The sequence below is a fragment of the Paenibacillus sp. EB106-06-01-XG199 genome (assembly GCF_058791575.1).
In genome coordinates, this window is record NZ_JBYTDQ010000002.1 from 1,025,744 (window position 1) to 1,052,197 (window position 26,454).

Sequence of the window (26,454 nt, forward strand, 5' to 3'; positions counted from 1 at the left end):
ATTTCCTCTACTGTAAGCTTCTGTTAAGCTCACCAGTCAGTCTTAGCAACAATAACGGGCAAAGCTCCCGGTATTGTTGTATCCCATCCATTGCGGGAATTTCTCCCGCTAATTTGAGCCGTTTCACTGCATCGGGCCATTTGGTTAAATAAGGCGGGAGAAATTCCCGTTAGTTACTCAGATTCCGCTAGTTTCATCTATTTAGCGGGCGCAATTCCCGTTACGAATTTCTGGGTTGTCCGGCGGGACAGCAACAAGTTACTTACCGCTAAATCGGTAGTAGCATTCAGTAGAATTCAGTAGAATTTAATAGAATTCAGTAGCATTCAGTAGCATTCAGTAGCATTCAGTAGCATTCAGTAGAATTCAGTAGAATTCAGTAGAATTCAGTAGCATTTAGTAGCATTCAGTAACATTCATTAGCATCCATCAACATCCGTCATCATCCCTCAATATTCGTCAACATACGTCACACTGCTCACATTGCGCTGCCACCCTAGGTTAACCGCTCTCCAAACCGTGCAGATCTGGTCACCAGGGAATGGTGCAGCCGGCCTCTCAGTCCCGTGAGCCATTCCGGCTCATGCTCCCATTGTTCAGCGGTGGACCTCAAAACTCTGGCATACCCGTACAAATCGGCGAACCGTCTGCACGCCGCCATAGAGGGACCGTCATCGGGAAGACTAAACTGGCTGCGGTACCCTTCCATAAAGCGCTCTTTCTTTAGTCCAAACTCTTCAGGATCAATCTCCCCTACCAGGCTGTCCAGAGACTGCTCGATATCCACAGCATACCAGTGATACATGCAGTCATCAAAATCTATCGCGCTGATGGTATCACTAGCTTCATCATAAAACACATTGTCCAGTTCAAAGTCATAATGGATCAGCCCGTAATTAGCTGTTGTAACCGGGAGCTTGCTGAAATACTCGGCAAGCAGCCGAGCTTCCGCCACAGCCGCCGTTTCCTGCGGAAATACCTTTAACACATCCACGATCCAGTCCAGCACATCGCGGTATGACCCTCTCTTGGTTTGTACAGGGCTATAAGTGCTGGACAGCTGATGCAGCTTGCCCAAGGCCTCGCCATACTTGAACATGACATGATCGCTTAAGCCGGCATCCTGCAGCTGAACTCCGGGTACACGTTCGAAGACAGAAGCATAATACTCTCCCCAGGGAGTCTCCGCTTCTGCCAGCTCCTTTCCTTCCAAGGAGGGAACGGCCTCCAGCACGCCATATCCGCAGTCCTTCAAGTAGGAGATGAACTCCAGCTCCGCCCGCAAGTTCTCCATTAGCTTCTCCGACCGCGGGGCAAACCGCAGGAATTGCCCGTTCCCGGCACTTCTGAACGGATATATCGCATTGGAGGAGATTCGATAGTACTGGAACAAATGCAGCGACTCCGGATCATATGTCCAGTTCCCCAGCAGCATCTCCGCCAAACTTTCATTCGAGAATAAATATTTTAACTTCAGCATGCGTTGCAGCAGCTCCTTTTCAGTTCACAATTGGATTAAGTAATCAATTCCTCTTCACCGTCAATGGAATAGTATGGATTAGCCCGGCGTTTCATGCCGATCACTCCTTTCACGTTCAAGCTGGCTGGCTTCATTCCTCGATGTTACGCGAGTACTATGCTTAAGAACAATGGAAAAAACAGCTTTAACCATTCCGTGCTGCCGCTTCCCCGTTAACTGCAACCAAAAAAAGGCGCCCCATCACCCATGAACACATGGTGGCGGAACGCCTCGGTATTATAATTATTAAGACAATCTGTTGCTGAAGTCGCTATATTCAAACTCTCTGATCACCTTAAGGCCCTCTTCTTCGTTATACGAAGCAATGGCCGGCAGGTTCACACCGTTGAACATATGATTCTTCACCATGGAATAATGCGCCATGTCGAGGAAGACAAGCTTGTCGCCGTATTTGAGCGGCTCCGGGAATGAATAGTCCCCGATCACATCTCCTGCCAGGCAGGTCATGCCTCCGAGTCTGTACGTATAGGCATGTTCGCCCGGCTCTCCGGCGCCGATAATGTTCGGACGGTACGGCATCGCCAGCACATCCGGCATATGGCATTCGGCCGAAGTATCCAGAATGGCAATATCCATTCCGTTATGCATCGTGTCCAGAACGGTAGCCACCAGGTATCCGGTATTGAGGGCAACCGCCTCACCGGGCTCCAGATAGATCTCGACATTATAGGTTTCCTTCATATGAAGGATGCAGCTGATCAGCTTCTCCAGATCATAATCGGGACGGGTAATATGATGGCCGCCGCCGAAATTCAGCCATTTCATGCCATGCAGGTACTGTCCGAATTTCTCTTCCACGACCTTAAGCGTACGCTCCAGCGTATCGGAGTTCTGCTCGCACATCGTATGGAAATGCAGGCCATCAATACCCTCAAGCTCATAGGGCCGGAAGTTCGGCAAAGTTACGCCCATCCGGGAAAAGCTGTAGCACGGATCATAGAGTGGCACTTCAATCTCGGAATATTCCGGATTAACACGGATGCCGCAGCTGATTCTCTTCGGAGCATTCTGCACCCGATCCTTGAACCGGCTCCACTGATCAAATGAGTTGAACACAATGTGGTCGGTATAGCCGAGCAGCTCATCGAACTCGCGGTCCATATAAGCAGGCGCGTAGACATGCACCTCTTTGCCCATTTCCTCGAAGCCCAGCCGGGCTTCGAACAAGGAGCTGGAGGTCACGCCATGCAGGTACTGTCCGACAAGCGGGTACAGGGCATGCATGGAGAAGCCTTTTTGCGCGAGCAGAATTTTCGCACCACTACGCTCTTGCACATAGTTCAGAGTCTCGAGGTTCTTCTTCAGCAGCCGTTCATCCACAAGATAAGCAGGTGACGGCAGTGAGCTGATATCGATATCTATATCCTTCATTACGTTACGTCCTAATCCAGCAGCGCTGGCGAGAAATCTTCTTGCCAAGGCAGCCCGTGTTTGTTCAGTGCATCCATGAATGGATCCGGATCGAATTCTTCTACGTTGTAGACGCCCGGTTTCTTCCAGATGCCTTTTATAATCAGCATAGCCCCGATCATTGCTGGAACGCCGGTGGTGTAGGAAATGGCTTGGGAGCCAACCTCTCTGTAGCATTCCTCATGATCGCAGACATTGTACACATAGTAAGTTTTTGGCTGGCCGTCTTTAGTGCCTTGAATGATGCAGCCAATGTTGGTTTTGCCTTTGGTTCTTGGTCCCAGGGATGCCGGGTCAGGCAGAATCGCCTTCAGGAACTGCAAAGGAATAATTTCTTTGCCTTCATAAAGGATCGGCTCAATGGAAGTCATGCCCACATTCTCAAGCACCTTCAGGTGAGTGAGATAGTTCTGCGAGAAGGTCATCCAGAAACGGATTTTCTTCACGCCCTTGATGTTGGCAGCCAGGGATTCCAGTTCTTCATGATACAGCAGGTAAATATCCTTCGGACCGATCTCCGGGAGATCGTAGACTTTTTTCTCGGACAGCGGTGCAGTTTCAATCCACTCGCCATTCTCAAAGTAACGCCCGTTGGCTGTAATTTCGCGGATATTGATTTCAGGATTGAAGTTGGTGGCAAACGGATAACCATGGTCGCCCGCGTTGGCATCAACAATATCAATCGTATGGATTTCGTCAAAATAATGCTTCTGCGCATAAGCCGTGAACACACCGGTTACACCAGGGTCAAAGCCACTGCCGAGCAGCGCGGTAATTCCGGCTTTCTCGAATCTTTCTTTGTAAGCCCACTGCCAGGAATACTCGAATTTAGCAGTATCCTGTGGTTCATAGTTGGCAGTATCCACATAATGCACTCCCGTTGCCAGACAAGCATCCATAATGGTCAGGTCCTGATATGGGAGAGCGACATTAATAACGACATCCGGCTGGAAGCTCTTGATCAATTGGATGACCTCGTCCGTGTTATCTGCATCGAGCTGAGCAGTAGAAATCTTCGTCTGGCCTCCGGCCAATTTATCTTTCAGAGCATCACATTTCGCAAGGGTTCTGCTCGCGATACAGATCTCTTCAAATACATCCGGGTTCTGACAGCATTTATGCACAACAACACTTGCTACGCCGCCAGCGCCAATAATTAACGCTTTTCCCAAAATTAACAACCTCCCAAAAAAAGTTTTGTCAGCGTTGCTTCAGAAGAATAGCTTTATACAAAACTTGCTTCAGAAGCATGGGCTATTCCATATGAAAAATCAACAAGGCTGATTATACAGAATACATTTGAATAAATCAATAAAAAACGACAAAAACTGATGCCTTTTCTGTAAAATCTACGGGTTTCCTTATTAATACTCTGTAATTCATAGCAATACATGAGAATGCTCTGTTTTTCTCGGCTTCTTCTGTTCATTGCACTAAAGAAGCAGAAGCTATATTGAACGGATCGCCGTATACAAGGCCAACCGGACTATTGTATCACAGCAGGGGTCTGCTTCATACGATTTATTTTAAAATCAATGAATTTCCTCACCTCCCTTGCAGCTCCGCAAAAATCTGCCGGGTCTCGGATGCCTCCTTATGGTTATACACCACATAGAGGTCAGGCAATCTGATTACAATGTACGGAGGAGATTGTTTATAGAGGTATAGCTTGCTTTTGCCAAATTGATCCAGCTTAAAGTTTCCTATAACCACTTTGTCCGTTCCAATGCCGTTAGTCCTTCTGCCGCCTTCCGGCAATTGATCCACCAGCTTCAGTTCAAGAACATCCTCTAGTGCAAAGCTGTAATTGTACATCGGAAATTGAATCTTAACAGTTCCGCTGTCGCCGATCTTCATTACAGGTGTAGAGAACTCTGCCTGGACACTGATCCATCCGGTCCCGATGATTACTTCCGCCACAAACACAAAAAGGCCGTAATAAATATATTTACCCGTTTTTGTCCCTATATTAATCGTAGTGCCAATTCCAATCCGCTACGGTACCATAATGGAACGGTCATTAGGGTTATTATAGGTTGTCCCGTTCATCCAATACTCATCATCATCCGTGTATAAAATCTCCTGTTCCCCCGCAAGCGCCACCGCCTCAAGTTTCTTTAACCTATTATGTACATTTACAATGCCCAGTATCGGTACAATTTCATCCTCTCTTCAGATCCTCGTAAAAAAAGAGTCTTCTTCTAGCCGCCACGCGGTTTTCAGAAGACTCCCTTATATGATTGCCCGCCATTGATTCACTCACCACAGGATCAGACTCTGCTGCCCCCGGCATGCTCTGCTCCAAACAGCCAGTGCAGGGCATGCGGAAGCTGCTGGCTGAAAAACACACTGTCATGTGTTCCTATGGGGTTGGTCTCAAAGCGCAATGCCTCCTCGCTGAAGCCCTGCTCCAGCAGCAGCTTATGCGCGAGGCGCGACTGTGGGACCATTTGCTTTTGCAAGTTTGTCTTGTACAGTCCCTCCAGCTCTCCAACATACATGTAGATCCGCTGTTCCGGCATCGTCCTGCTCTGTCCCTGTATGTAATTCACGATACCTTCATACCAGAATGATGCGGAAATCAGCCCGATCCTGCCAAACACATCGGGATAAAGGTAAGATCCATAAAGCGAGATCAGTCCGCCGAAGGAGCAGCCAAGCAGCCCCGTATGCTCTGGTCCTGGCAAAGTATGATAGCTGTTGTCTACATACGGCTTGATCCTCCCGACAAGTTCCTCCAAATACTCTCCACCGCCACCGCCAAAATCCGGTCTGCCCGGCATCAGGGCCGGTGACGGCCATGGTGTATATTCATGATTCCGGTCACGCGGGGTAATACCGACAAAAATCAGTTCCGGCAGTTCTTTGGTTATAAACAAATGCTCCAGGTAATTCAGCGAATGCTCCATCACTTCGCCATTATCCTGCAGATAGACAACCGGAAACCGTCTGCCCTCTTCCCCATAGGACATCGGAGTATAGAGGGTCAGCCTGCGGCCGCCAATCTCTTCCTGTCTATAGGTTCCTTCCATGATATTAACCTCCTACAAGCGCACCTATTTCGTGCGTGTCTTGAACAAAAGAAAAATGAAATACGGCACACCGATGATAGAGATGACAATACCTACCGGCAGCTGAGCCGGAGCGAACACCGTTTTGCCGATAAAATCGCCAATAACCACCATCAGCATCCCAATCATGCCGCATAACGGGACGATGTACTTATAGCTGTTGCCGATCAGTCTTCTGGCGATATGCGGTGCGATCAGGCCAACAAACCCAATGCTGCCGGACACGGAGACACAGGCGCTGACCAGACCGACACAGCAGAGCAGCAGGATCTGCCGTTCTCTGCCTACAGCGACACCTAATCCCTTTACACTCACTTCATGCAGCTGCATTAAATCAAGAACAGCTGCGCGTCTCCAGATCACTGGAATTAATATGACCAGCCAGGGCAGGGTCGAAAGCACCTGTCTCCAATTCGCGCTGTACACACTGCCAGCCAGCCAGACGGCGGCCATCTCAAAGTTTTGCGGGTCCATTTTGAGTGAGACAAACAGGGTAATTGCCCCAAAGCCGGATGCAAGCGCGATGCCCACAAGAATCAGCTGCTGCGGATTAAACTCACCGTTCTGCCTGGCGAAGATATAGAGCAGAACGACGGCAACCAGCCCGCCCACAAAGCCGAACATCGGCATGGACAGGACCGCAAACCAGTCCGGGGTCTTCATCGTCCCTGCCGCAAAGAACATGTACAATACGACAAAAGCTCCTGCAGCAGCATGAATGCCGAGAATTCCGGGATCCGCAAGAGAGTTGCGGGTAATGCCCTGCAGTACGGCCCCGGCGATTCCCAGCCCGAATCCGACAAGTGCGCCAAGCACAATGCGCGGCAGACGAAAATCAAAGATAACGAGGTCATGATCTTTGGCGGGATTAATCCGCAGTAAAGTACGGAACACATCCTTCGCTGAAAGGTCGAAGGTCCCGTTGGTTAGGCTGATGTACATGAAGCACAACGTGAGTGCACACATGATCAGAAACAACGACCAGAAAGCACGCCGCTTTGGTTTCGGTGAAAGAGAGGACTTGCTCAAGTCTGGCCGCCCCCTCTCGTCTTGATTAAATAGAGGAAAAAGGGAACCCCGAACAAAGCGGTGACTACACCGATCGGCGTTTCAAACGGAAAATTCACGAACCTGCTGATAAGATCGCATACAGCCAGGAACAGCGCGCCCAAAAAAGCGGAAAAAGGAATGATCTTGCGGTAGTCCTGACCGATCAGATAACGCGTGATATGCGGGATTATGAGGCCGACAAAGGCTATTTTCCCGGCAATGGCTACTGAGATCCCCGTCAAAATGACGACACTCAGCATCGTCAAGCCTTTTACCACTGTGACCTTAAGGCCGAGGCCTGCAGCGGTCTCATCCCCAAGCGAGAGCATTGTCACGGAGCGGGCCATCATCAGACCCAGAGCCAAGCCGGCCACGGCAAACGGAATTGCCAGCTTGATTAACGCCGGGTCCATCATATGCAGCCGGGCGTTGTACCAGAAGCTGATATTTTGCGAAATTTGAAAATAGGTAGCGAGCGCCTGCGACACCCCTCCAAGAAAGGTACCGATAATAGTACCCAGGACGGCCAGTGACAAGGGCGAGGCCCCGCCGGGCAGCAGCTTGGCTGTACCGAAGACCAAAGCCGCTCCCAGCATCGAGCCTGCCAGTGAATAGAGAATCATCGTCATGGATGAAGCCCCGGGCAGGAACACCATACACAGCGTAATGGCAAATACAGATCCGTCGCTAATCCCCATTATTGAAGGGGAGGCCAGATAATTCCGCGTCATCCCCTGCATTAAGGCCCCGGATACGGCCAGGAACGCGCCGATCAGCAGCGCCCCGGCCACCCGCGGAATCCGCGAGGTACGGATAATCAGATGATCGATATTGTCCACGTCCAGATGAAACAGCGCATTCCATACCGTGCCATAGCTGATGGATTTAGTACCATAGAGCACCGACAAGACACCGACGAGTATAATGAGGACGACCCCCAGCACCAGCAGGGAGGTCGTCTTTAGTCCGGCAGATAATTTCATATCATCCCACTCTTTTGTACAATCTCAGATTACTTGTTCAGCTGCTCCACTGCAGCCTCCAGGAAGTGTATGCGGCTCCATGCCGGTCCGCCTTCGGACAACGGATCAATTACATTGACGAAGGTCTTGTTATTTTTCATCGCATTGATTTTTTGGATAATCGGATTGCTCTGCAGGTCTTCCAGCGCTGTTGCAGTCTCGGCATTCTCATCGGCAGCAAATTGGATAAACAGGATATCCGGATTCATTGACGCCAGCTGCTCGACCGAAATGCCTTCCTGTGCTTTCGCCGCTGCTACCTCAGCCGGAACACTCAGGCCAAGATCGTTATACAGGATAGGGTTAACAAATACCGCCGCAGGGAAAATAAACATTTGTCCCGCACGGATACGTACAGCCACTATCTTCTGATCCTTCAGCTTCTCACCAAGCTCTGCTTTTGCACTTTCCAGCGCTGCCTGATATTTGGCGATTTCCGCTGCAGCCTGCTCCTGCTTGCCGGTCAGCTCTGCCATCAGATTCAGGTTGGCTTCCCAGTTGCTGGCGATATGCGAGACTTGAATGAGCGGAGCGATTTTCTTCAATTGCTCTACTACTTCAGGCTTGAACTTCGTAGTCCCGAGGATCACATCCGGCTTCAGCTTCAGGATGGTCTCGAAGTTCGGCTCGGTTTTCTCCCCGATCGATTCAGCCTTGTCCGTAATGGCAGCGAAGCGTTCCGGAAATTCACCGCTGAACGTAATCGCGCCGACTGGATGCACATCCAGCACCAGCGCATCCTCCATGGCTTCCATAGCTCCGGTAATAACAATCCGTTCTGCTGATGCGGGTACCGTATATTCCTCCCCTAAATATTCAATCGTGCGCGTGCCTGCTTCAGCTGCTGCCGGTGAGGCTGCTGCTGTTGCCTCTGCCGTTGCAGCCGGAGCTGTTGTTGCGGTTTCCGCAGCATTTGCGGCCCCATTTGCCGGCGTATTGTTGCCGTTGCCTCCGCACGCTGTAAGTACGAGTACAAATAATGCTATTAGTCCTGCTATCCCAAATGATCTTTTCATCTTTCTATAAATCCCCTTCCACTCTGTAAAATGTTCAATCTATATCACAACAAGTGATAATGATTATCATTTTCGATTATAACGAAGGGTTCACTGCCGTACCATGGACAAAAGGCGGAATATTTATGGACGATTGGATGCAAGCAGCTGCAGCGTCTGCCGGAGCATCCGCAGCTGCGCATAAGCGGAATGCTCACGCCAGGGATCGGAGCTCATATGATGCACCCGGTGTCTCTGAACCGCAGAAAGCTTTAACCACAACGGATGATTCTGCAACTTCTGCCACTCGCCTAGTGTATCGTTCTCTCTGCGGATCAGCATGAACAAATGATCTGCCGGCAGAGCCGCAAGCTCTTCCAATGTAATTGGCACGTTATAAATATCCTCGCCGGACTTATAGGCCGGCTTTAATTCCAGCTCCCGGTAGAGCATATCCAGCATGCCGTAATTGCAGTGCAAATACAGCTTGCTGCCAAGCATCCGGATCACAGCAACAGATTCATCGCCCATCGCTTTGTGCAGAAGTTCTTTGGCGTTGCGCACCTCACGGTCATACGCTGACAGCCACTGCTCTCCTTGCCAGCTCTCGCCCAGAACCTGCGCCAGTTGCTGAAACTGTCCACGCCAATCACTGCTGCCGCCATGACTATAATAGACTGGAGCTATCTTCTCCAGCGCGGTTTTCTCCTGCTCCTTCAGCTCATCCCGGGCGATGATCAGGTCAGCCGGATGCTGGCTCAGCAGGTCAATGTTAGCCTGCCATTCCTGGTTGTTACGATATGCGCTGATATGCACGGGAATATCCCCGCGGTAATTCAGATAATAATATTCCGTCCATTTCGGATGCAGCGCCGCCGCGTAGGGTGTCAGGTTCAGCGGCAGCAATTGTCCCAGCACGGCCGGAGAATAAGCAACCAGCTTCCGGTGACGGCTTTTCATATAGACTGCAGGCGGCACGCCGATCATCTTTTTAAATTTCCTGCTAAAATAGAACTCATCGGCATACCCCACCCGGTGGGCGATATCCCTCAGCTTCAGTCCACTCTCCGCCATCAGTCGTTTCGCCTGCTGCAGCCGCAGTTCGGCGGCGTATTCCACTGCACTTTTGCCGTATTTCCGCTTAAACAGGTCCACAAAATACTTGGGGCTGAGCCCGGCGGCTTGCGCCAGCTCCTGGGTCGTCAGCGGCCCCGTAAAGTGATGCTCTATGTATTGCTTGGCCTGCTCCAATGCCCTTCCCGTATCTCTGGGTTTCTGCCGGCAGCTTATACGAATCACATATAGCAGCTCCTGAAAATCTATCTGCGCGCGAAAGCTAATGTTCTGTTGTCCTGACCCGGATAACCGGAAAACTTCACTATAGACCGAAGAGATATGCTTAGCTGGAAAGTGCTGCAGTACGATATCCGGCGGAAACAGAAGTGCGTCATGGATTGCATGGCCACGAACGTTCTCCGGCTTGCCGTAATGATAGACTTCAAAATAAAAAATATGCATATCCAGGCTGGCGGCCGGTTTAGCCGTTCCGACCGTTTGCTCCGGCAGGCATAGACAGACTGAACCTGCGGACAGCTCCACCTGGCGGTGATCCACATGAATCCGGACTGCTCCGCCTGCCACCAGAATCAGCGCATAACAGAAATTCAGCTGCTGGGGCAGCCGGACCTCCCCGTCTCCCCTCAGTGCCTGAACCGACAACAGTCTGAAGGACAGCTGATCCCAGTCCGGCAGAGTCTCAGCATCCTTTTCAGCGGGAGAAGTTACTTCTGGTTCCATTACTTTTAGGTCCATTGTTACAGAACACCACCATTACAGAACATTTTATATTCCTCTATTACAAACAAGTATAATTGATAATCGTTCTCAATGCCAATGACGAGAATACTTTATTAGATGCAAAAGATACAAAAAAATCCCCGAACCCCTTGTTAGGGGCTTGGGGGATTCCAGTTACAGCGGAACATTCCGGTCTTACTGCCCGAATCCGACGCGGGGACGCTCCCGCTCCTTCGTTTCCACGGCTACGGCACGGATAGAGCTGATCGGAATGTACAGTACCTGATATTCCGTACGGTATTTCACGAACCTCTCGTCGATCTCTTCCAGAACACCGCCTCTGACAGTGGAACCATCCAGAAAATTAACCGTGACCTCTTGCCCTTGCAATGCTGCCAGCATACCCATCCGCTCCATTCGCTTAAAGTTTGGTAATGATTTTGTCAATAATCCCGTATTCCAGCGCCTCTTCGGACGACAGGAAATAATCCCGGTCCATATCCTTTTCTACCTTCTCCACCGGTTGTCCGGTGCGCTCCGCAGTGATCCGCACAACCTTCTCCCGGATCTGCAGAATACGCTTGGCACTGATTGCGATATCACTAGCCTGCCCTTGTGCGCCGCCATGCGGCTGGTGGATCATAATCTCGCTGTTCGGCAGGGCGAACCGTTTGCCTGTAGCCCCGGAGAGCAGCAGCAGCGAAGCGAAAGAAGCTGCAAAACCGGTACAAATCGTATTTATCTGCGGTTTGATTACCTGCATCGTATCATAAATTCCGAACCCTGCAGTAGTTGAGCCGCCCGGGCTGTTAATAAACATCTGAATATCCTTATCCGGCTCATCCGCCGCCAGAAACAGCAGCTGGGCAATGATGCTGTTAGCCAGCTGGTCGTCAATGGCCGCACCCACGAATACAATCCGGTCTTTCAGCAGCCGGGAATAAATGTCGTAAGATCGCTCGCCCCTGCTCGTTTGTTCAATTACATAGGGAATAATACTCATTCTTATATACCTCCTGTAATGTGCCTTAACTTTATACCCTGTAAACGGATCATGACGGGCAAAGGATACGGGACATACAGAATTTTAAATTTACGGAAGATGCGTATCTTTTATGATGAGCTATTCGTTTATATAATAGAGGGAACAAATTAAATGGGATAGCCAGAAGGAGATGCGTAAGCGTGATGACCCTTGAAGAGTACAATACCGTTAACCATACCGGTGAGAAAAGTCTGCAGTCGCTTGGAGCAGTCCTGAACCGCTATTGCCTGACACTTACCCGGTCCAGCATTGAAGCCGAGGATTTGGCTCAGGAGACCTGGGCCAAGGCGCTGGGATACGGAAAATTTCCGGCCAATCCGAATCCCGAAGCCCTGCTGCTGCGGATCGCCAAAAATACATGGATTGATGCTGCCCGGCGGCGGGCTTCTCTGAGCCGCGCACTGGAGCGCGGGCATTCACAGGCAGAACCATTAACCGGCGGAACGATTTCCGAAATTGAAATGGCTTTTCAGGCCCTAATGAAACATCTGTCTCCGCTGCAGCGGACGGCCTTTCTGATGCGGGATGTGCTGGGCTATTCTGCGGGTGAAACGGCGGAACAACTGGAAACAACCGAAGGCGCGGTGAAATCGGCGCTGCACCGGGCACGGCAGGCACTCGCAGCCGTTAGAGAGGATCTGTCGGCGGACGGCGGGCCTGCGGTTCCGCTGGACGCCGATTACCGGCAGCTCTTGTCGGCACTGGCCGATGCTTATGAGCAGGGTCAAATCCCTGTCATGCTGGAGCTTCTCCGCCATGAACAATCAGCGGAACTTACGATGGCTGTAAGCACAGGTACCGTGCAGGCGCAGCACTTTGCCAGCAGCAGCCGTTCAACCGCTAGCAGCAGCACTCATGCCGGGCTGCGGATGGCCGCCTAACCCAAAGCCTCAGGCGGATCAGCTATTTCAATTTAAAGGAGTGTATTGAATGAGGAACATACTTGTGCTTGGGGGAACCCGGTTTTTTGGCAAGCGGCTGGTGGAACGGCTGCTCCGGGAGGGAGACAGCAAGGTAACGATTCTAACCAGAGGCCGGGCGGAAGACAGCTTCGGGGAACAGGTCTCCAGGCTGAATGTGGACCGAACGGACGCCAAAGCGCTTGCCGAAGCCGTCGGGGATACCCCTTGGGATGTGGTCTATGATAATATCTGCTTTTCACCGGATGAAGCTGATGCTGCAGGCCGTATTTTTGCCGGCACCGCTAAACGGTACATCCTTACCTCAAGCTTGTCGGTCTATGATTCAAGGCCGGAAGCTTTGACCGAAGCTGACTTCGACCCTGAAGTATACCCCTTGCGATTAGGTGCGAAGGAGGACTTCAACTATCAGGAGGGCAAAAGACTGGCCGAAACGGTTTTGCTGAAGCAGGACGCATTCCCCGTGGCTGCCGTGCGCATTCCCATGGTTCTGGGCACGGATGATTATACGCGGAGGCTGCATTTTCACATCGAGCATGTCCGCGAAGGCCGGCCGATGGGTATCCCGAACACCCAGGCTGCCATCTCCTTCATCCGTTCGGATGAGGCGGCGGACTTCTTGTATTGGCTTGGCTTCTCCCAACTGACCGGGCCGGTAAATGCATGCTCGGACGGGACTCTTACCATTGGGGAGATTCTCTCCATCATTGAAGCAGCCACGGGTAAGCAGGCGGTGATTGAGGCCGAAACTGCAGATGAGGATATGTCACCCTTCGGCATTACCGAGTCCTGGCATATGGATACAACAAAAGCCCGCTCGGCGGGCTTTTCATTCCTTGCACTCAGTGACTGGTTTCCGGAGCTGGTGACCCAGCTTAATGCTTCATTCGGCAATCGCGAGTAATTTTTCCGTTGGTTCGTTGAGTTCATTCCAGTGTTCTTCCAATACCAGCAGCTGACCGGATGGCGGGACGTTCCCGGTCTCCTCTTCTATTTTGAAAATATTAATTTCCGTGAACAGCTGCTGCGAAATTTCATTAATTTCCACCGCCTGCCGGGCAATATCGCGGATCGCCTTGTCCTGCTGCGTGCTGGAAGCATTGACCTCCTGAACACCCGCAGCTGTCTGCTCGGCTACGGATGCTACAGAGTGAATGGATACGGCAAGCCGGGAATTAATCTTCCGGGTCAGCTCCACCTTATGATGAATTTGTCCAATTTGTCTGCTGATTCCGGTAATCGATCCGTCAATTGCCTCGAAAGATGCAAGGGTTTCCGCTACCTGGTGCTCCTGCTGTTCGAGGCTTTTTTTCGTCTCCAGCATGTAGCCCTGAAAGTCGGTCATACTGTTCTGAAGCTCATGAATGATCTCGCTGATATGTATGGAGGAATCTTTGGTCTGGACCGATAAATGCCGGACTTCATCCGCAATAACGGCAAACCCCTTGCCGGAAGCTCCGGCCCGCGCAGCCTCAATCGCAGCATTCAGCGAAAGGATATTTGTCTGCTTGGAAATTTCGGTAATGGAATTCGTGATCCGGGTAATATCCTGGGATTGCTCCACCAGCTTCTCCAGCGCTTGATACACTCTGCCGATGGAATCACGGGAATGCCGGGAAATCTGCTGCAGTGCGGTAACCGTCTCAGACCCTCTGCGGGTATTGTGATTGGCCGTTTCACTTGTCGTGAGCATGGCATCGGTATGATCCGTAATCTCATCCACTTCCCGTTCCAGCTCTTGCAGCAAGACTGCACTTTGCTCGGACTGAACGGCTTGCTGATCCGCGCCCACGGAAATTTCCTGTATCGTTCTGACAATATCCTGATTGGTATCCGCGGTAATGGATGAGGATTGCTGGAAGGAATGCGAATAATCCGCCAGGGAAGAAGCAACGGACAGGGTCTGCCGCAGCATTTCCCGGACCCGGGTAACCATATGATCAAAATGATAGCTCAAACGTCCCAGTTCATCGTTATAAGGAGAGTTGATCTGCTGCCGTAAATCGCCATCGGCAATTTGCCGCAACGCATCCTGGAGCCTGCGCACCGGTCCCAAGAATGAGCGTATCAGCAGCCAGGCCAGCACCAGTGTGAACAGGAAAACTCCACCTGCGGCGTAAAGCACAATGGATACCGTTTGATCCAGCAGGGCAAAAGAATGATCCTGTGCCCTCTCGGCGTTCCCCGCAGCAGCGTCATACAGTTTCCCGTTGGTCTCCAGCATGGATTGATTGACAGCCAGTGCCTTCATATGCAGGGCGTCGATTTGTTCCAGCACCGTCAGCGGGTCAAGGCTCTCATCCTCCATCGTCTTAACCAGTTCCCCGAATAACCCGGCATATTCCCCGGCCTGGGTCCGGAGCAGCTGCAGTTCTGCTGACGCCGGCGTCTCCTGTTCAAAATCCATATTGGCAATCTCATCGGTGAGCTGCTGCTGCTTGTCCTTAAAAGACCCGGCAAGCTCCACATCACTGGACTCGGCCAGCGATTTTTCCAGACCGTCCAATTCCTGCAATAGCTGCGTGATCGTTTGAACGGTGATTCGTTTTTCCATCTCCGTCTTCTGCCGTTCCATGGAGAGCTCCACCTGATTAATCTTGAGTCCCTGGTACAGAGCCACCCCCAGGAAGATGAAAGTTATCGCAGAGAATACCAGAATCAACTTCCATTTCATAGATAGGTGCAGCAAGCTTCTTTTCAAGCGTATCATCCCTTCGTATCACGCCTACTATAGGTATATTTTACTAATACACTCATTGTAGGAGCTGGATATTAATTACTCTCCACAGTTTTGTATGCGGATCGTAAAGAATCTGTTGCGAAAATGTTAACAAAACCTGCACCGTGCCCAAAAACCCCCATATCCCATATCCGCTGAACATCCGCCATCGTCCCAGCTATTAAAACTGCTTACGGACCTCATAGGCGTTATCTCTTCCCAAAGAGCCGCCAAAGTTTCTATCCGGACCTGAATGACCCTATTTAGCTAAATCATCCTAGTTGAGAGTTTTTTTGGGCAAATAAGGTCTCTGGAGTCCGCAACGTCAGATATAAAGCTTTTTTTGACAAAATAAAGGCGCTGGGGTCCGAGTACTGCTGTTCAAACCCATAAAAGCAAAACAAGCCCCCGGAATTCTCCGGAAGCTTGTTCTTGATCCATTACATATTCTGATTCGCCCGCTTACCCGGCGTTTTCTTCCATATACATGACTTCCCACAGATGCCCGTCAATATCCTGAAAGCTCCAGTTGTACATAAAGCCGTGATCAACCGGATTGTTAAAAGGCTTCCCGCCTGCGGCCAGCGCCTTCTGCACCAGCTCGTCCACCTCGGTTTTGCTGGAGGCAGAGATGGCCAGGATTACCTCTGTCTGACCGGATGTGTCGATGATTTTTTTGGAGGTGAAGGTGTTGAAAAACTCCTTGACCAGCAGCATCGCAAAGGTGTTGCCGTTGATGATCATACAGGTTGCGTTCTCATCGGTATACTGGGGGTTGAACTCAAAACCTAAAGCGGTAAAAAAGTTAATCGAATTCTGCAGATTGTCCACCGGCAAATTAACAAAAAGCTGGCCTGCCTGAAATCCCATTCTTCTCATCACCTCGGTAATTAATTGAGTGTAGTCCGTTCGATTATAACATGAATTACCGGAGGATGCCTCTAGTTGCGATATCCCCGGACTCCAGCGCGTTTGCACAATTGCCACACTTTGCAGAGTTGATATTAGTGCTATACAAGAGTACCTTAGAATTAAGCGCAAGTTTAAACGCATCTGCAAAGGCTACCCCAAGGATTACAATCCAAAGAAGCAGAATGCAATCTCTGTTAACATGAAGAGTTTAAGATGGAGCTATCTAAGCGTAAAAGGGGTGGAGCGATGCCTAATATTTGGATGCATTTAGAGTATGGGCAGGTGCTGGCGGAACAATTTGCGGATCAGTTTCCTTTTCTGGGCGGGCTGAAGGAGCGGCCTGAATTGTACCAGCTTGGCTGCCAAGGACCTGATTTGCTTCTATACCACAGCTTTCTGCCGTGGAAAAAAGATACCGGAGCCCTCCGGCTGGGCGACCTTATGCACTCTGTACACTGCGGTCCGGTGCTGCTGGAGCTCTGGCAAAAAATCCGGAGCCTCCCTCCTCCTGACCTTGCAGAAACACAGCAATACTTCCTTGGATTTCTGACACATCATCTGCTGGACCGCAATCTTCATCCCTACATTAACTGGAAAGCGGGCTACAAGCACCGCAACCATCAGCGGTTTGAGATCGTCCTCGATACCGTATTCATGCAACGGCTGAAGCAAATCGATACCTGGCGGATTGCAGCTTGGAAAAAAATTCACGTCGGCTCGCGGCTCCCCCATACCGTTCACACTCTCCTTCATGAAACCGCAGCGGCCTGGTATCCCGAAACAAAGGGCCTCCCGGATGAGATCTGGCAGGAGGCGTACCTGGACATGATTCTGGCCCATAAATGCTTATATGATCCCAAAGGCTGGAAGAAGTCGCTGCTAAGAGGAAAAGCGCGCCATCATTTCTACCAGCCGCTTTCCCCAAGAGACGAGCAGCTGGATTATTTAAATGAAAAGCATGCCGAATGGCGGCATTCCGCGCTGTACTCCGAGGTCCGGACGGAAAGTGTCTGGGAGCTCTGGGAACAGGCGCTGGCGGAAGGGCGGAGTGTGCTGCAGGCCTTGGCCGACTGGCTGAACAGCAAGGTGCCTGCAGAAGCAGCCCGCGCGCTGGAACAGTTCAAGCGGGTGCTCGGCAACCGGTCTTATGATACCGGCAAGGATTGCAGCAGCAATCTCAAGAATCAGTTCGCCGAGCCGATCTGGGATTCCGGCATTAGCTCGTAAAGACATTTGTATTAATTCAAGGGTGGAGCTCCGAAAGTGGCTCATTTCGTATTATTTAGGTCAGCCAGAAACTTCGGGTTGGCCTATTTTTCTTGGCCTGCACACGAAAAACCCCTGACGCTCATGAGGCGCCAGGGGTGTCAAAGAAATCCGTTGCCGATTTCAGTCGGCAAGCTTGAGCAGGGCAGCCAGCATCTGCGCGGTTTCCTCACGCGTAGCTGCAGCCTGCGGCGCAAAGTTAACACTGCCATCCGGGGCAGTTTTGCCCGAGATGATCCCCGCCTGCTGGACAGCTGCAGCAGCTTCCAGCGCAAAAGAACTAATGGACTGCCGGTCTGCGAATACGGCAGTGCCGCCGCTCACGGGCAGAGTCCAGTTCCGCTCATCCGCCAGACGGATAATCATAACTGCGAGCTGTTCGCGTGTAACCTTCGCCTTGGGTGCAAACTTCCCGTCTCCGGTGCCGTTTACGATTCCGCTAACGTTCGCCCAAGCGATTGCCGCTGCATAATAATCATCCGGCTTCACATCTGTGAAGCTGCCGGACACTGCCGTGTTCAGCTCCGGCCCGGCCAGACGGGCCAATAGCAGGGCTGCGTCTCCACGGCTCAGGTTGCTCTTCAACCCAAACTGGCTTTCATTGATTCCGGAAATAATGCCGCGTGCCGCCAGATACGTGATAGAGTCTTTGGCAAAGCTGGCAGCAGTATCGGTAAAGCCCGGGTTGCTGTAACCAACCGCATAAGCAGAGAAATGAGCGGTACGGAAGGTCAACTGGCCGGTCACCGCATTATAGCGGCTGCCAGGAAGCACAACCAGCTTACCTGCAGGTGTAACATTGTAGGCTACTACCGCATTGGCATCCTCCGCAGATGACAGTGAATACGGGATGCTCACCAACGCTTTCCCTTCCCCAAAGCTGGAAAGGGTACGGCTACCGGTTTGCACTGTTAGGTTGATAACCGGACGGCTGCCGATTGTGCTCCGCGCGGCTTCGCTTATACCTCCAGCGGGATTGCCCATGACACTGCCAAGATCTGTTCCTGTAATAGATAGTTTCACCGGTTCACCGTTTGCCGCAGTGTTCACTGCTATTAGCGAAGTGCGGTCAAGCGAGACGGTTCCCCGACCGGCTGCAAATGTCACACTCTGCACAGCACTGCCGGAAATCGCAGCCCAGACTGCGGCAGGAACCTCCAAGGTTACGGCTTTGGCCGCACTGCTTGTTGCAGCAACGCGGAAGACCAGCTCTTTGCCGGCAGAAGTTTTCAAGGATTCCAGCGCTGCTGCCACGGCTTCGGCAGTAACGGACAGAGTTGCCGCTCCATCCGCACCTGCTGCGGCCTTGAGTTCAAGAACAACCTTGGAGCCTTCAACAGTTACCGCCGGGGGGTGAGCTGCAACTGCCGGGGTCTGCCCCACAGAGCCACCTGTACCCGGATTCGTAATGACCGGATCAGCCGCCGCTACAGTCACCAGCGATTCGGCTGTGCCATATCCATCCGCACTGTATACGGAAACGGTCACCGTTCCCGCTGCCAGCGGAGTTACCGTCCCCTTCTGATCCACTGCGGCCACTGCAGGATTAGAGGAGCTCCAGCTAAGCGGTGATTTCTCCGGCGTTCCAGCCGCAGGCTTAACCTCAGCTTTGAGCGTTGCCGCTGTCCCTCCGGCTTTTAGAGAGAGTGACTTCTGGTCCAGCGTAATCTTTGTAACGTTGAATTGATATACCGCTACAGTGCCTCCTACCTCATTGGCTACCAGCACCAGCGGAAGTCCGGTCGGACTGTCCGTTGCCGGAATGAACTCGATGCCTTCCGGCCCGGTGTCCGTAGCGATATTATTTTTCGGTGTGAATTCACGGGAATTAATATAATTGAGAAACTGCGGCTGTTCGGGATTGCTGACATCGTAAGTCATCAGGCCGCCAATGCGCTCCAGGCCGATGAAGGCCAGCGCTTTTTGCCCCACCTTGCTTACCTTAACATATTCAGGCTCCGGCCCTTTTTTGGTGCTGCGGCTGTCCAGCGTTGTATTGCTGTTGCTTGCATTGAAGTAATCAGGCAGCCGCTCTGCTGTAATCCGCTCAAAATCACTGCCGCTGTCATACACCTGCCTCAGCGTACCAGCGTCCCATACCGAGAAGGAACGGCCCCCGTACAAGTACATGCCGTCATGACCCATATCCGACATGACCTCTACACCGTCATATTTCGTATTTCCGTTCAGGAACAGTGCAGCCGCAGAGTCAGGTTCAAGTGCCCCCTTCATTTTGCCGATCGTGCTGGCATTTTCCTTGCTGTCCCATTCCGTGGCATCGCCCTCATTGGCCGTGAACAAGTAGGTTTTGCCGTTAACTGTATACTGGCTGATCCCATCTGGCATATAAACGCCGTAGAACGGTACATTTTCCAGCCTGCTCTTGCTGTCCTTCACGAGGTCAAGTCCATTTAGCGGATCGCTCAAATCCTTAAACCCAAGCCCCTTGACCCACAGCAGCTTGCGGGAAGCAATATCGACTGCAGCTACAGCATTGTTCTCCTGAAGGGAAATATAAGCGGTCTTCTGATCTTCGGACAGCTCGATAAATTCCGGCTCCAGATCACGGACTGCCTCTTCCTTTGTACCCTTCCCTGTAATCAGCTTCGTTGCCGGATCAACCGCCCCGCGGATATGCACGAGATCGTCGATCCGCTCAGGGTTGTCGAACTTGACGTAATCCGCTGATTTCGCAGTCGTGTCAATGATCGTCACACTGCCTTCGGGATCCCCCTCCAGTGTGCGGGGCTCGGCCTCGTCAGCCGTAAGAATAAAGCGGCCATCCCCGGTGAATTTGATCATATCGGGCTGGACTCCAGCCTCATAGGTATCCAGCAGCTTACCGTCATAATCCAGCACAAGAATTTTGCCGTTCTTCATGGCATCCGCTTCCTGTATGGCTACAGCAATCCGCTTCGTTGCCGGGTTAATATCCACACTGGTCAGATCGCCATAGCTGAAGCCTCCGGTTTCCGCCAGCTGCTCCACGTTGATGCTTTTTTCCTTTTCCGGATAGATGCCGTCCTTCAGATTTACAATATCTACTGTCGCAGGATGCGTCGAACCGTTGACCAGATAGAACTTTCCGTTGTCACGGTTATACTTGACAATCTCCGCCACACCGCCGTCTTCATTGGTAACCCCGACGGAATATCCGCCAAGCTTTGTAATGCTGATAACATCCGCGGTTGGCTCTCCCGCAGGTTTATCCACCGTCAGCGGAAGGCTCCTTTCCGCCTTCATCGCAGGAACACTGCTGTCATACACAGAGACGCTGACCGTTGCCGCACCTGCCGTCACCGGAGTTCCGCTGATTTTGCCGGATGTAACGTCCAGGCTTAGACCTTCGGGCAGCCCCGCCGCCTCAAAGGTATAAGGCAACGTCCCGCCATATACGGACAGTGTCACCGAATACGGGGACCCAGCCGTGGCGGCAGGCAGAGACGGGCCCGCCAGGCCAAGAGGCTGAATAGCCACGCCCCATGCTCCGTCAGCACCGCTATGCGGCTTCATCCGATTCAGCGTTCCCGCATCCAGTGAATCGAAGCTGATCTGCTTAAGATCCGTTTTATTGTTGTCCGTATCGGCAAAATCGCTGCGCCGCACCGACTTCTGCTTCGAGGTGCCGCCGGTTTTGCCGGTTGGATAGTCACTTTCATAGCCGTCGATGGTTGAGCCGTTGTCATTGCCGGCCGTGCCGATCATATCCACATAGGAATCCGGTTTATTCAGGAACGGATTTGCCGTTTCCAGCAGCGTAGTATTGTTCAGCAGCACCACCTTCATTCCTTTATTGTAAAAGAGGATATCACTCCATACCTGATCGCCTTTGCCGCTGATATCGCTTTTATAGTCGGGGTTCACTTTGCCGTCCGTAATCAGATAAGAAGAATGTGCGTGGATCGTGCCGGTCAGCTCCAGCTTGCTCCAGGCTCCGTTCATGGTTGGATCTGAATATTGCACGGACCAGCCGCTCAAATCCACAGCGGAATCCGTAGGATTATAAAGTTCGATATAGCCCTTGGAGAAGTACCCTCCCGTTGTTTCGGCATCCCCGCCGCCATAGATCTGGTTCACGACAATATGGGGAACGGTTACATCATAAACGCCGCCAGCGGTATACGGAGTGCCGGACCCGGGTGCTGCTGCAGCTGTTGCCGGACCAGCGTTCCACGCCGGGCCCACTGCCAGTTCTGCGGCAATCAGCAGAGAAAGGATTGTTTTGCCTGTTGAATTCAAGTGATTGTCACTCCAATACTCTATAGATTTTTTTCTACTATAGAGGACGAGTATGTTCTAATTTGCCGATTTGCATAAACGGAGTGTAAACCCCAGAATAAGTCGCTACATGAAGGCGGAAATGAGTTGATCCCCCGATAACCTCACTGAAATATTCGCCTGTTATGATCAAGACAACAAGAGTACCGGGAGGGATTATCATGCGTATTGCCTTGTTTACGGACACCTATCTTCCTCAAACCAACGGAGTCGCACGCACGCTTCACCGGCTTGCCGGCCATTTACACCGCCGCGGCATCGAGCATCTGCTCTTCACCCCGAAATCCGCCCCTGAAGAACGTTCCGCCGATCCAATCCGCCCGATTGCCAGCATCCCCTTTTTTCTGTATCCCGAGTGCCGGCTGGCGCTGCCCGGCATGTCCTCCATCCAGCACGAGCTGCGGTCCTTCCGGCCTGATCTGCTGCATATGGCCACCCCGTTCAACATCGGCCTGTACGGTCTCCGCTATGCCCAGAAGCAGAACCTCCCTCATGTTGCCTCCTACCACACCCACTTCGACCGTTATCTTCAATACTACCGGATGAGCAGAATCATTCCGCTCTACTGGAAATACATGAAATGGTTTCACCGCTCCTGCGATGCCATCCTGGCCCCTTCACGGGAGACAGAAGCTACGCTCCGTTCCCATGGCTTCACCCGGCTGCGGTTATGGTCGAGGGGAATTGACTGCGGTCTGTTCACACCGGAGAAACGCAGCAGACAGGTACGGGAGCGTTACGGAATTGCGGCACCGGTAGTATTGCTTTATGTTGGACGGATTGCTCCGGAAAAAGACATCCCCACCCTCTTAACCGCCATGCGGCAGCTGCCGGAATCCACGGCTGCGGCGGTTCATCTGCTGGTAGTGGGAGACGGCCCGCTGCTGCCTGAGCTGCGGGCGCAGGCGCCGCGCAATGTCACCTTCACCGGGGGCAAGCACGGGGAGGAGCTGGCAGAGCTGTATGCCTCGGCAGATGTATTCGTGTTCCCCTCCAGCACGGAAACCTTCGGGAACGTTGTTCTGGAAGCGATGGCCTCGGGCCTGCCTGTCATCGCTGCCGGGGCAGGCGGCACAACGGATCTGGTCTTGTCCGGTGTGACCGGGTCATTGTTTGAACCGCATCATCCGGGAGAACTGGTGAAGGAAATTTGCATTATGGCGGATCAGCCGGAGCAACGGATGGCTATGGGCCGGGAGGGACGGCGGCTCGCGCTCGGCCGCTCCTGGGAGCATATTTTTGACGGCCTGATCCGGGATTACGAAGAGGTGATTGAAAACCGGCGCTTGAAGAACCGAACGGGGATATTTACAGCCTAGCGAAAAGAGGTTGAGGAGTTGCCCTGCTTGTGCGGGAGGGACCGCACACTGCCCACAAAAATCAGCGCGTTTCTCTCCCCCTCCGGAAAGGGTGTAGAAACGTGCTGCACAATCATGTATTTACAACATTCTGCTAAATTCTTTTATGTAATAGTAATCGTACGGCAAAACAGCTTTGTTCTTCACTTTTCGGTAACCACACCTTTGCAGAGCACCAATTCTTTGGTCTGCCAGTGGCATAGCTTTGGTCAAAATACCCTCAAATTCAAAACACTCGCGGAAACCGTCAGGCAGTCCAATCATTTCGCATAGCAAGTCCTCATCTTCATACTTCGAAGCCAGGTCAAGCCGCAAGATTCCCGTAGGATTCACATGACTACCAGCATCGTTTTTACTAAAAAACTCGATGGTCCCCACGGCCTTTCCATTCCTTTTATCAACGATACTGAACCGCACATAGGCCCGCCGCTGATATGCCTCGAGCCAGGAATGGATACATTCCCTCATTTCATCCACGGTGGACATCTTGAAATCAGTATGGCAGTTATCGCTGTTGAACAGCGGCATAGAGACCGGATCAGCATAACATTTCAGTAAATCCGCGGCATCCTCCAGCAGCACCTTTCTGACCGTAAACCGCTCCGTTTCATAGACTGGACAGTTAGTATAGGGATCTAATAATTGTGTATTCATGCAAGCCCTCCTCAGGTTGAATACATTCATTATAGACGGCTAATCCGGACAACTGTCTGTCGTACATTCGGCATATTTATTCAGCAGATTACTGGCGTGGTCCGCCATTCGCTGGCGCAGTGACAGAGGTTCAAGCACTGTAAGCTGATGGCCGTACAGCAGCAGTGTTCCGAACCAGCCATTCTCCTCTTCCGGGACGGTGAAGCCCATGACCAGTTCCTGATCCCGGACTTCTATCAGCACCGCATTGGGGAGCAGCTCCTCCATCAGCACCCGGAGACCTGCCGGACATGCAAGCTTAACGGTTATGTACGGCCGGTGATCCTGCGCCTCCGCCAGCAGACTTTCCGCATCCCGATGTATTATTGAAAAGGTCCCGTCCGTGGCCCTAAGCTCCCGGATTCGGGAAAGACGGAACAGCCGGTATCCGCAATTGTCACAGCAATAGGCGAATAAATACCATGCATACCACTTATAGGTTAAGAGCAATGGCTCGACATTTCTGTCTGCCACCTCATTCCTTGCATTGGTGTATTGAAAGTGAAGCACCTTTTTCCGGCGGATGGCATGCTCTATAACTTGAATTGCCTCTGCCGTGCCCGCTCCTTCCCGGAGAACCCCCAAATCAAGCTGAATGGGCTGCGGCACTGCCTCCTTCTCCGGTGTTAAGGACATGATCTTCTCCATGGTATCCTCTGCGCGTCTGCTGCTGTAGCCCGATACCAGCCCTTTCAGGGCGGCCAAAATATAAGCGTAATCCTCGGACTGAAGCAGCTGTCTGTGCATTTTGAAGCTGTCGAGTATGTAATAACCTCCGTTAGTGCCTTGCAGCGATCCCACCGGAATCCCGGCGAGCCCAATGGATTCGATGTCACGTTGAATCGTACGCGGCGATACCTCGAATTTCCCGGCCAGCGCACGGGCACTGACCACCTCCCGATTGAGCAGATAGACTACGATCCCCAGTAAACGGTTAATTTTCATCTGATTCACCTGTTTCTCCTCAAGCTGATTCTATCATCCGATGCATCCGGGAGGTTTGTAAAGTCGAATGTGCTGTTAAAAGATAACAATGTCATAGTCTGACGAAACTTCTGAAGAGAAGAACTATTAAAAAAGACTCCTTGAAAAGGAGTCTTGTCTAATTATAGTATGTGTCCGAAACTTCATGAACAGTACGAAAATAAAATGATTTGTACTTGATTATTAGTTTATTTGATAGAGAACTATAAGTCTATATTTTATTTGAAAATACGGTTAGTCTGAGGTTATACCCGGCCGGGAATTGCTGAAGAGATGAGGTTCAATATGGTAAGTAAAGAACTGTTAGGCAGAGCTGCAGAATCCTTTGGGTTTGAAGTTGATACATTGGTTTTCCTTAGCAATTCTTGTAATGAGGTGTACCAGTTTTCCAAAAACAATCAACTCTGCATCTTACGATTGACGTTTTTTTGATAAAAACAATCTGCAATTGTGGGGCCCCCCGATATTCAATAAATGGGGAGAAACCATGGGAATAATGCATCTGCTCACAAAATCCTATACTGCTGCAGATGCTGCTGCACAAAGAGATGACTGGGGAACATGGAACATGGATAACCCTTATTTACAACAAGGCCGATATCATATCCTGCTTAAAAAGTTGAAATCTCTGGAGAATACGATCGCCTCTCTGCCTAAAGATGCTCAATCGTATGGATTGATCCACAACCATTTTCATCCCTATAATTTTCATATCAACAATGATGACATTACGGTTTTTGATTTTGATGACAGTATATACGGCTGGTTTGCGCTGGATATTGCAATTGCGGCAACTCATGCCGTGTGGTGGGGAGCTCCGGCCGGGGACCGAAAATCTAAAAATGAATTTGCAAAACGATTCTTGGATGAATTTTTAACAGGCTACTTCAAGAATAATGACTTAGATACCTATTGGGTTAGGCAGATTCCTATGTTCATGGACTATAGAAATATATGCTCATACTTCTGGTGGCTACATAGCTGGGACGGTGATGAGAGTCGCCTGTCTGCATTTCAGCAAACTGCAATTACCCAAGCCATACATCTTATTCAATCTGGTCAGAGATTTGATGGTTGCGATATACAATTATAGGCCACCCTTTGTTCATCCATAGTCGCCGCTATTACTATTGTTGGGCCGTTTAATCCTTTATTTAAGAATCATTACCGCAGCGGACATCTAATCCTTATATAACAATCAGGACCACCCGTCCAACGGGTGGTTTGCTCTAGGGGTATAACCCCTCGTTGCCAAACTGCGCCTAAAGACGCTAGCCTGACCACACATTTGTTCAGGCTCAGTGTAATTTGTCATCCTCACTTACCCGTTAAACGGGCTTATTTCTTTTTGTTTCTTTTGTCACTGAATGGGTCTTCGTATTCTTTTACACTCA

At 51.2% G+C, this 26,454-nt stretch carries 21 protein-coding genes; 5 read left to right on the top strand and 16 right to left on the bottom strand.

Annotation, left to right across the window (positions count from 1 at the left end):
- Window positions 1-496: 496 nt before the first annotated feature.
- The 11 genes from AC3WT9_RS10675 to AC3WT9_RS10725 form a co-directional block, all read right to left on the bottom strand.
- A complete protein-coding gene (locus tag AC3WT9_RS10675) occupies window positions 497-1,480 on the bottom strand; it encodes a phosphotransferase enzyme family protein (RefSeq protein ID WP_341378135.1) in 984 nt (327 codons plus the stop codon).
- 285 nt (window positions 1,481-1,765) lie between these two features.
- Window positions 1,766-2,902: a carboxynorspermidine decarboxylase gene (gene nspC, locus AC3WT9_RS10680; RefSeq protein ID WP_492407584.1), complete on the bottom strand. Its 1,137-nt coding sequence runs from the start codon at window positions 2,900-2,902 to the stop codon at window positions 1,766-1,768.
- Between the two features lie 20 nt (window positions 2,903-2,922).
- Entirely contained in the window at window positions 2,923-4,122 is a 1,200-nt protein-coding gene (locus AC3WT9_RS10685; protein ID WP_492407571.1) for a saccharopine dehydrogenase family protein, read from the bottom strand.
- A 373-nt stretch (window positions 4,123-4,495) separates the two neighbouring features.
- Window positions 4,496-4,870 (bottom strand): hypothetical protein, encoded by a 375-nt coding sequence (locus AC3WT9_RS10690; RefSeq protein ID WP_341378134.1) that lies wholly within the window; start codon window positions 4,868-4,870, stop codon window positions 4,496-4,498.
- 350 nt (window positions 4,871-5,220) lie between these two features.
- A complete protein-coding gene (locus AC3WT9_RS10695; RefSeq protein WP_341091722.1) occupies window positions 5,221-5,982 on the bottom strand; it encodes an alpha/beta hydrolase in 762 nt (253 codons plus the stop codon).
- A gap of 24 nt (window positions 5,983-6,006) precedes the next feature.
- Complete coding sequence (locus AC3WT9_RS10700) at window positions 6,007-6,987, bottom strand: FecCD family ABC transporter permease (RefSeq protein ID WP_341097621.1); 981 nt, start codon at window positions 6,985-6,987, stop codon at window positions 6,007-6,009.
- A gap of 59 nt (window positions 6,988-7,046) precedes the next feature.
- Entirely contained in the window at window positions 7,047-8,054 is a 1,008-nt protein-coding gene (locus AC3WT9_RS10705) for a FecCD family ABC transporter permease (RefSeq protein ID WP_341091720.1), read from the bottom strand.
- A gap of 29 nt (window positions 8,055-8,083) precedes the next feature.
- A complete protein-coding gene (locus tag AC3WT9_RS10710) occupies window positions 8,084-9,109 on the bottom strand; it encodes an ABC transporter substrate-binding protein (protein WP_341091718.1) in 1,026 nt (341 codons plus the stop codon).
- 123 nt (window positions 9,110-9,232) lie between these two features.
- Window positions 9,233-10,885, bottom strand: a complete 1,653-nt coding sequence (locus AC3WT9_RS10715; RefSeq protein ID WP_492407572.1) for a helix-turn-helix domain-containing protein — start codon at window positions 10,883-10,885, stop codon at window positions 9,233-9,235.
- 195 nt (window positions 10,886-11,080) lie between these two features.
- Complete coding sequence (locus AC3WT9_RS10720) at window positions 11,081-11,287, bottom strand: hypothetical protein (protein ID WP_341378132.1); 207 nt, start codon at window positions 11,285-11,287, stop codon at window positions 11,081-11,083.
- 19 nt (window positions 11,288-11,306) lie between these two features.
- Window positions 11,307-11,888: an ATP-dependent Clp protease proteolytic subunit gene (locus AC3WT9_RS10725; protein WP_038589409.1), complete on the bottom strand. Its 582-nt coding sequence runs from the start codon at window positions 11,886-11,888 to the stop codon at window positions 11,307-11,309.
- Between the two features lie 185 nt (window positions 11,889-12,073).
- Here AC3WT9_RS10725 and AC3WT9_RS10730 point away from each other — a divergent pair, with 185 nt between their 5' ends.
- Window positions 12,074-12,811, top strand: coding sequence for a sigma-70 family RNA polymerase sigma factor (locus AC3WT9_RS10730; RefSeq protein ID WP_341380352.1), 738 nt, complete (start codon window positions 12,074-12,076; stop codon window positions 12,809-12,811).
- A 49-nt stretch (window positions 12,812-12,860) separates the two neighbouring features.
- Window positions 12,861-13,754 carry an NAD-dependent epimerase/dehydratase family protein gene (locus tag AC3WT9_RS10735; protein ID WP_341378131.1) on the top strand — a complete coding sequence of 298 codons (894 nt, stop codon included), beginning with the start codon at window positions 12,861-12,863 and terminating at the stop codon, window positions 13,752-13,754.
- Here AC3WT9_RS10735 and AC3WT9_RS10740 read toward each other — a convergent pair.
- Both AC3WT9_RS10740 and AC3WT9_RS10745 read right to left on the bottom strand, forming a co-directional pair.
- Entirely contained in the window at window positions 13,734-15,551 is a 1,818-nt protein-coding gene (locus AC3WT9_RS10740; RefSeq protein ID WP_492407574.1) for a methyl-accepting chemotaxis protein, read from the bottom strand. The genes AC3WT9_RS10735 and AC3WT9_RS10740 overlap by 21 nt on opposite strands.
- 480 nt (window positions 15,552-16,031) lie before the next feature.
- Complete coding sequence (locus tag AC3WT9_RS10745) at window positions 16,032-16,439, bottom strand: VOC family protein (protein ID WP_341091710.1); 408 nt, start codon at window positions 16,437-16,439, stop codon at window positions 16,032-16,034.
- A 288-nt stretch (window positions 16,440-16,727) separates the two neighbouring features.
- On the opposite strand from AC3WT9_RS10745, the gene AC3WT9_RS10750 reads away from it, so the two are divergent.
- Window positions 16,728-17,708 carry a zinc dependent phospholipase C family protein gene (locus AC3WT9_RS10750; protein WP_341091709.1) on the top strand — a complete coding sequence of 327 codons (981 nt, stop codon included), beginning with the start codon at window positions 16,728-16,730 and terminating at the stop codon, window positions 17,706-17,708.
- A 162-nt stretch (window positions 17,709-17,870) separates the two neighbouring features.
- Here the strand turns inward: AC3WT9_RS10750 and AC3WT9_RS10755 are convergent, their stop codons facing one another.
- Window positions 17,871-21,986 (bottom strand): choice-of-anchor I family protein, encoded by a 4,116-nt coding sequence (locus AC3WT9_RS10755; protein WP_492407575.1) that lies wholly within the window; start codon window positions 21,984-21,986, stop codon window positions 17,871-17,873.
- Window positions 21,987-22,186: 200 nt separating this feature from the next.
- Here AC3WT9_RS10755 and AC3WT9_RS10760 point away from each other — a divergent pair, with 200 nt between their 5' ends.
- On the top strand, window positions 22,187-23,344 hold the full coding sequence (locus tag AC3WT9_RS10760; protein WP_341378127.1) for a glycosyltransferase family 4 protein: 1,158 nt from the start codon (window positions 22,187-22,189) through the stop codon (window positions 23,342-23,344).
- A 120-nt stretch (window positions 23,345-23,464) separates the two neighbouring features.
- On the opposite strand, the gene AC3WT9_RS10765 is transcribed toward AC3WT9_RS10760, so the two are convergent.
- On the bottom strand, window positions 23,465-24,037 hold the full coding sequence (locus AC3WT9_RS10765; protein ID WP_341378126.1) for a GNAT family N-acetyltransferase: 573 nt from the start codon (window positions 24,035-24,037) through the stop codon (window positions 23,465-23,467).
- A gap of 39 nt (window positions 24,038-24,076) precedes the next feature.
- Window positions 24,077-25,021 (bottom strand): helix-turn-helix transcriptional regulator, encoded by a 945-nt coding sequence (locus AC3WT9_RS10770; protein WP_492407585.1) that lies wholly within the window; start codon window positions 25,019-25,021, stop codon window positions 24,077-24,079.
- A 526-nt stretch (window positions 25,022-25,547) separates the two neighbouring features.
- Between AC3WT9_RS10770 and AC3WT9_RS10775 the strand changes: the two genes are divergently transcribed.
- Window positions 25,548-26,153 (top strand): phosphotransferase enzyme family protein, encoded by a 606-nt coding sequence (locus AC3WT9_RS10775; protein ID WP_341378124.1) that lies wholly within the window; start codon window positions 25,548-25,550, stop codon window positions 26,151-26,153.
- Window positions 26,154-26,454 lie beyond the last annotated feature (301 nt).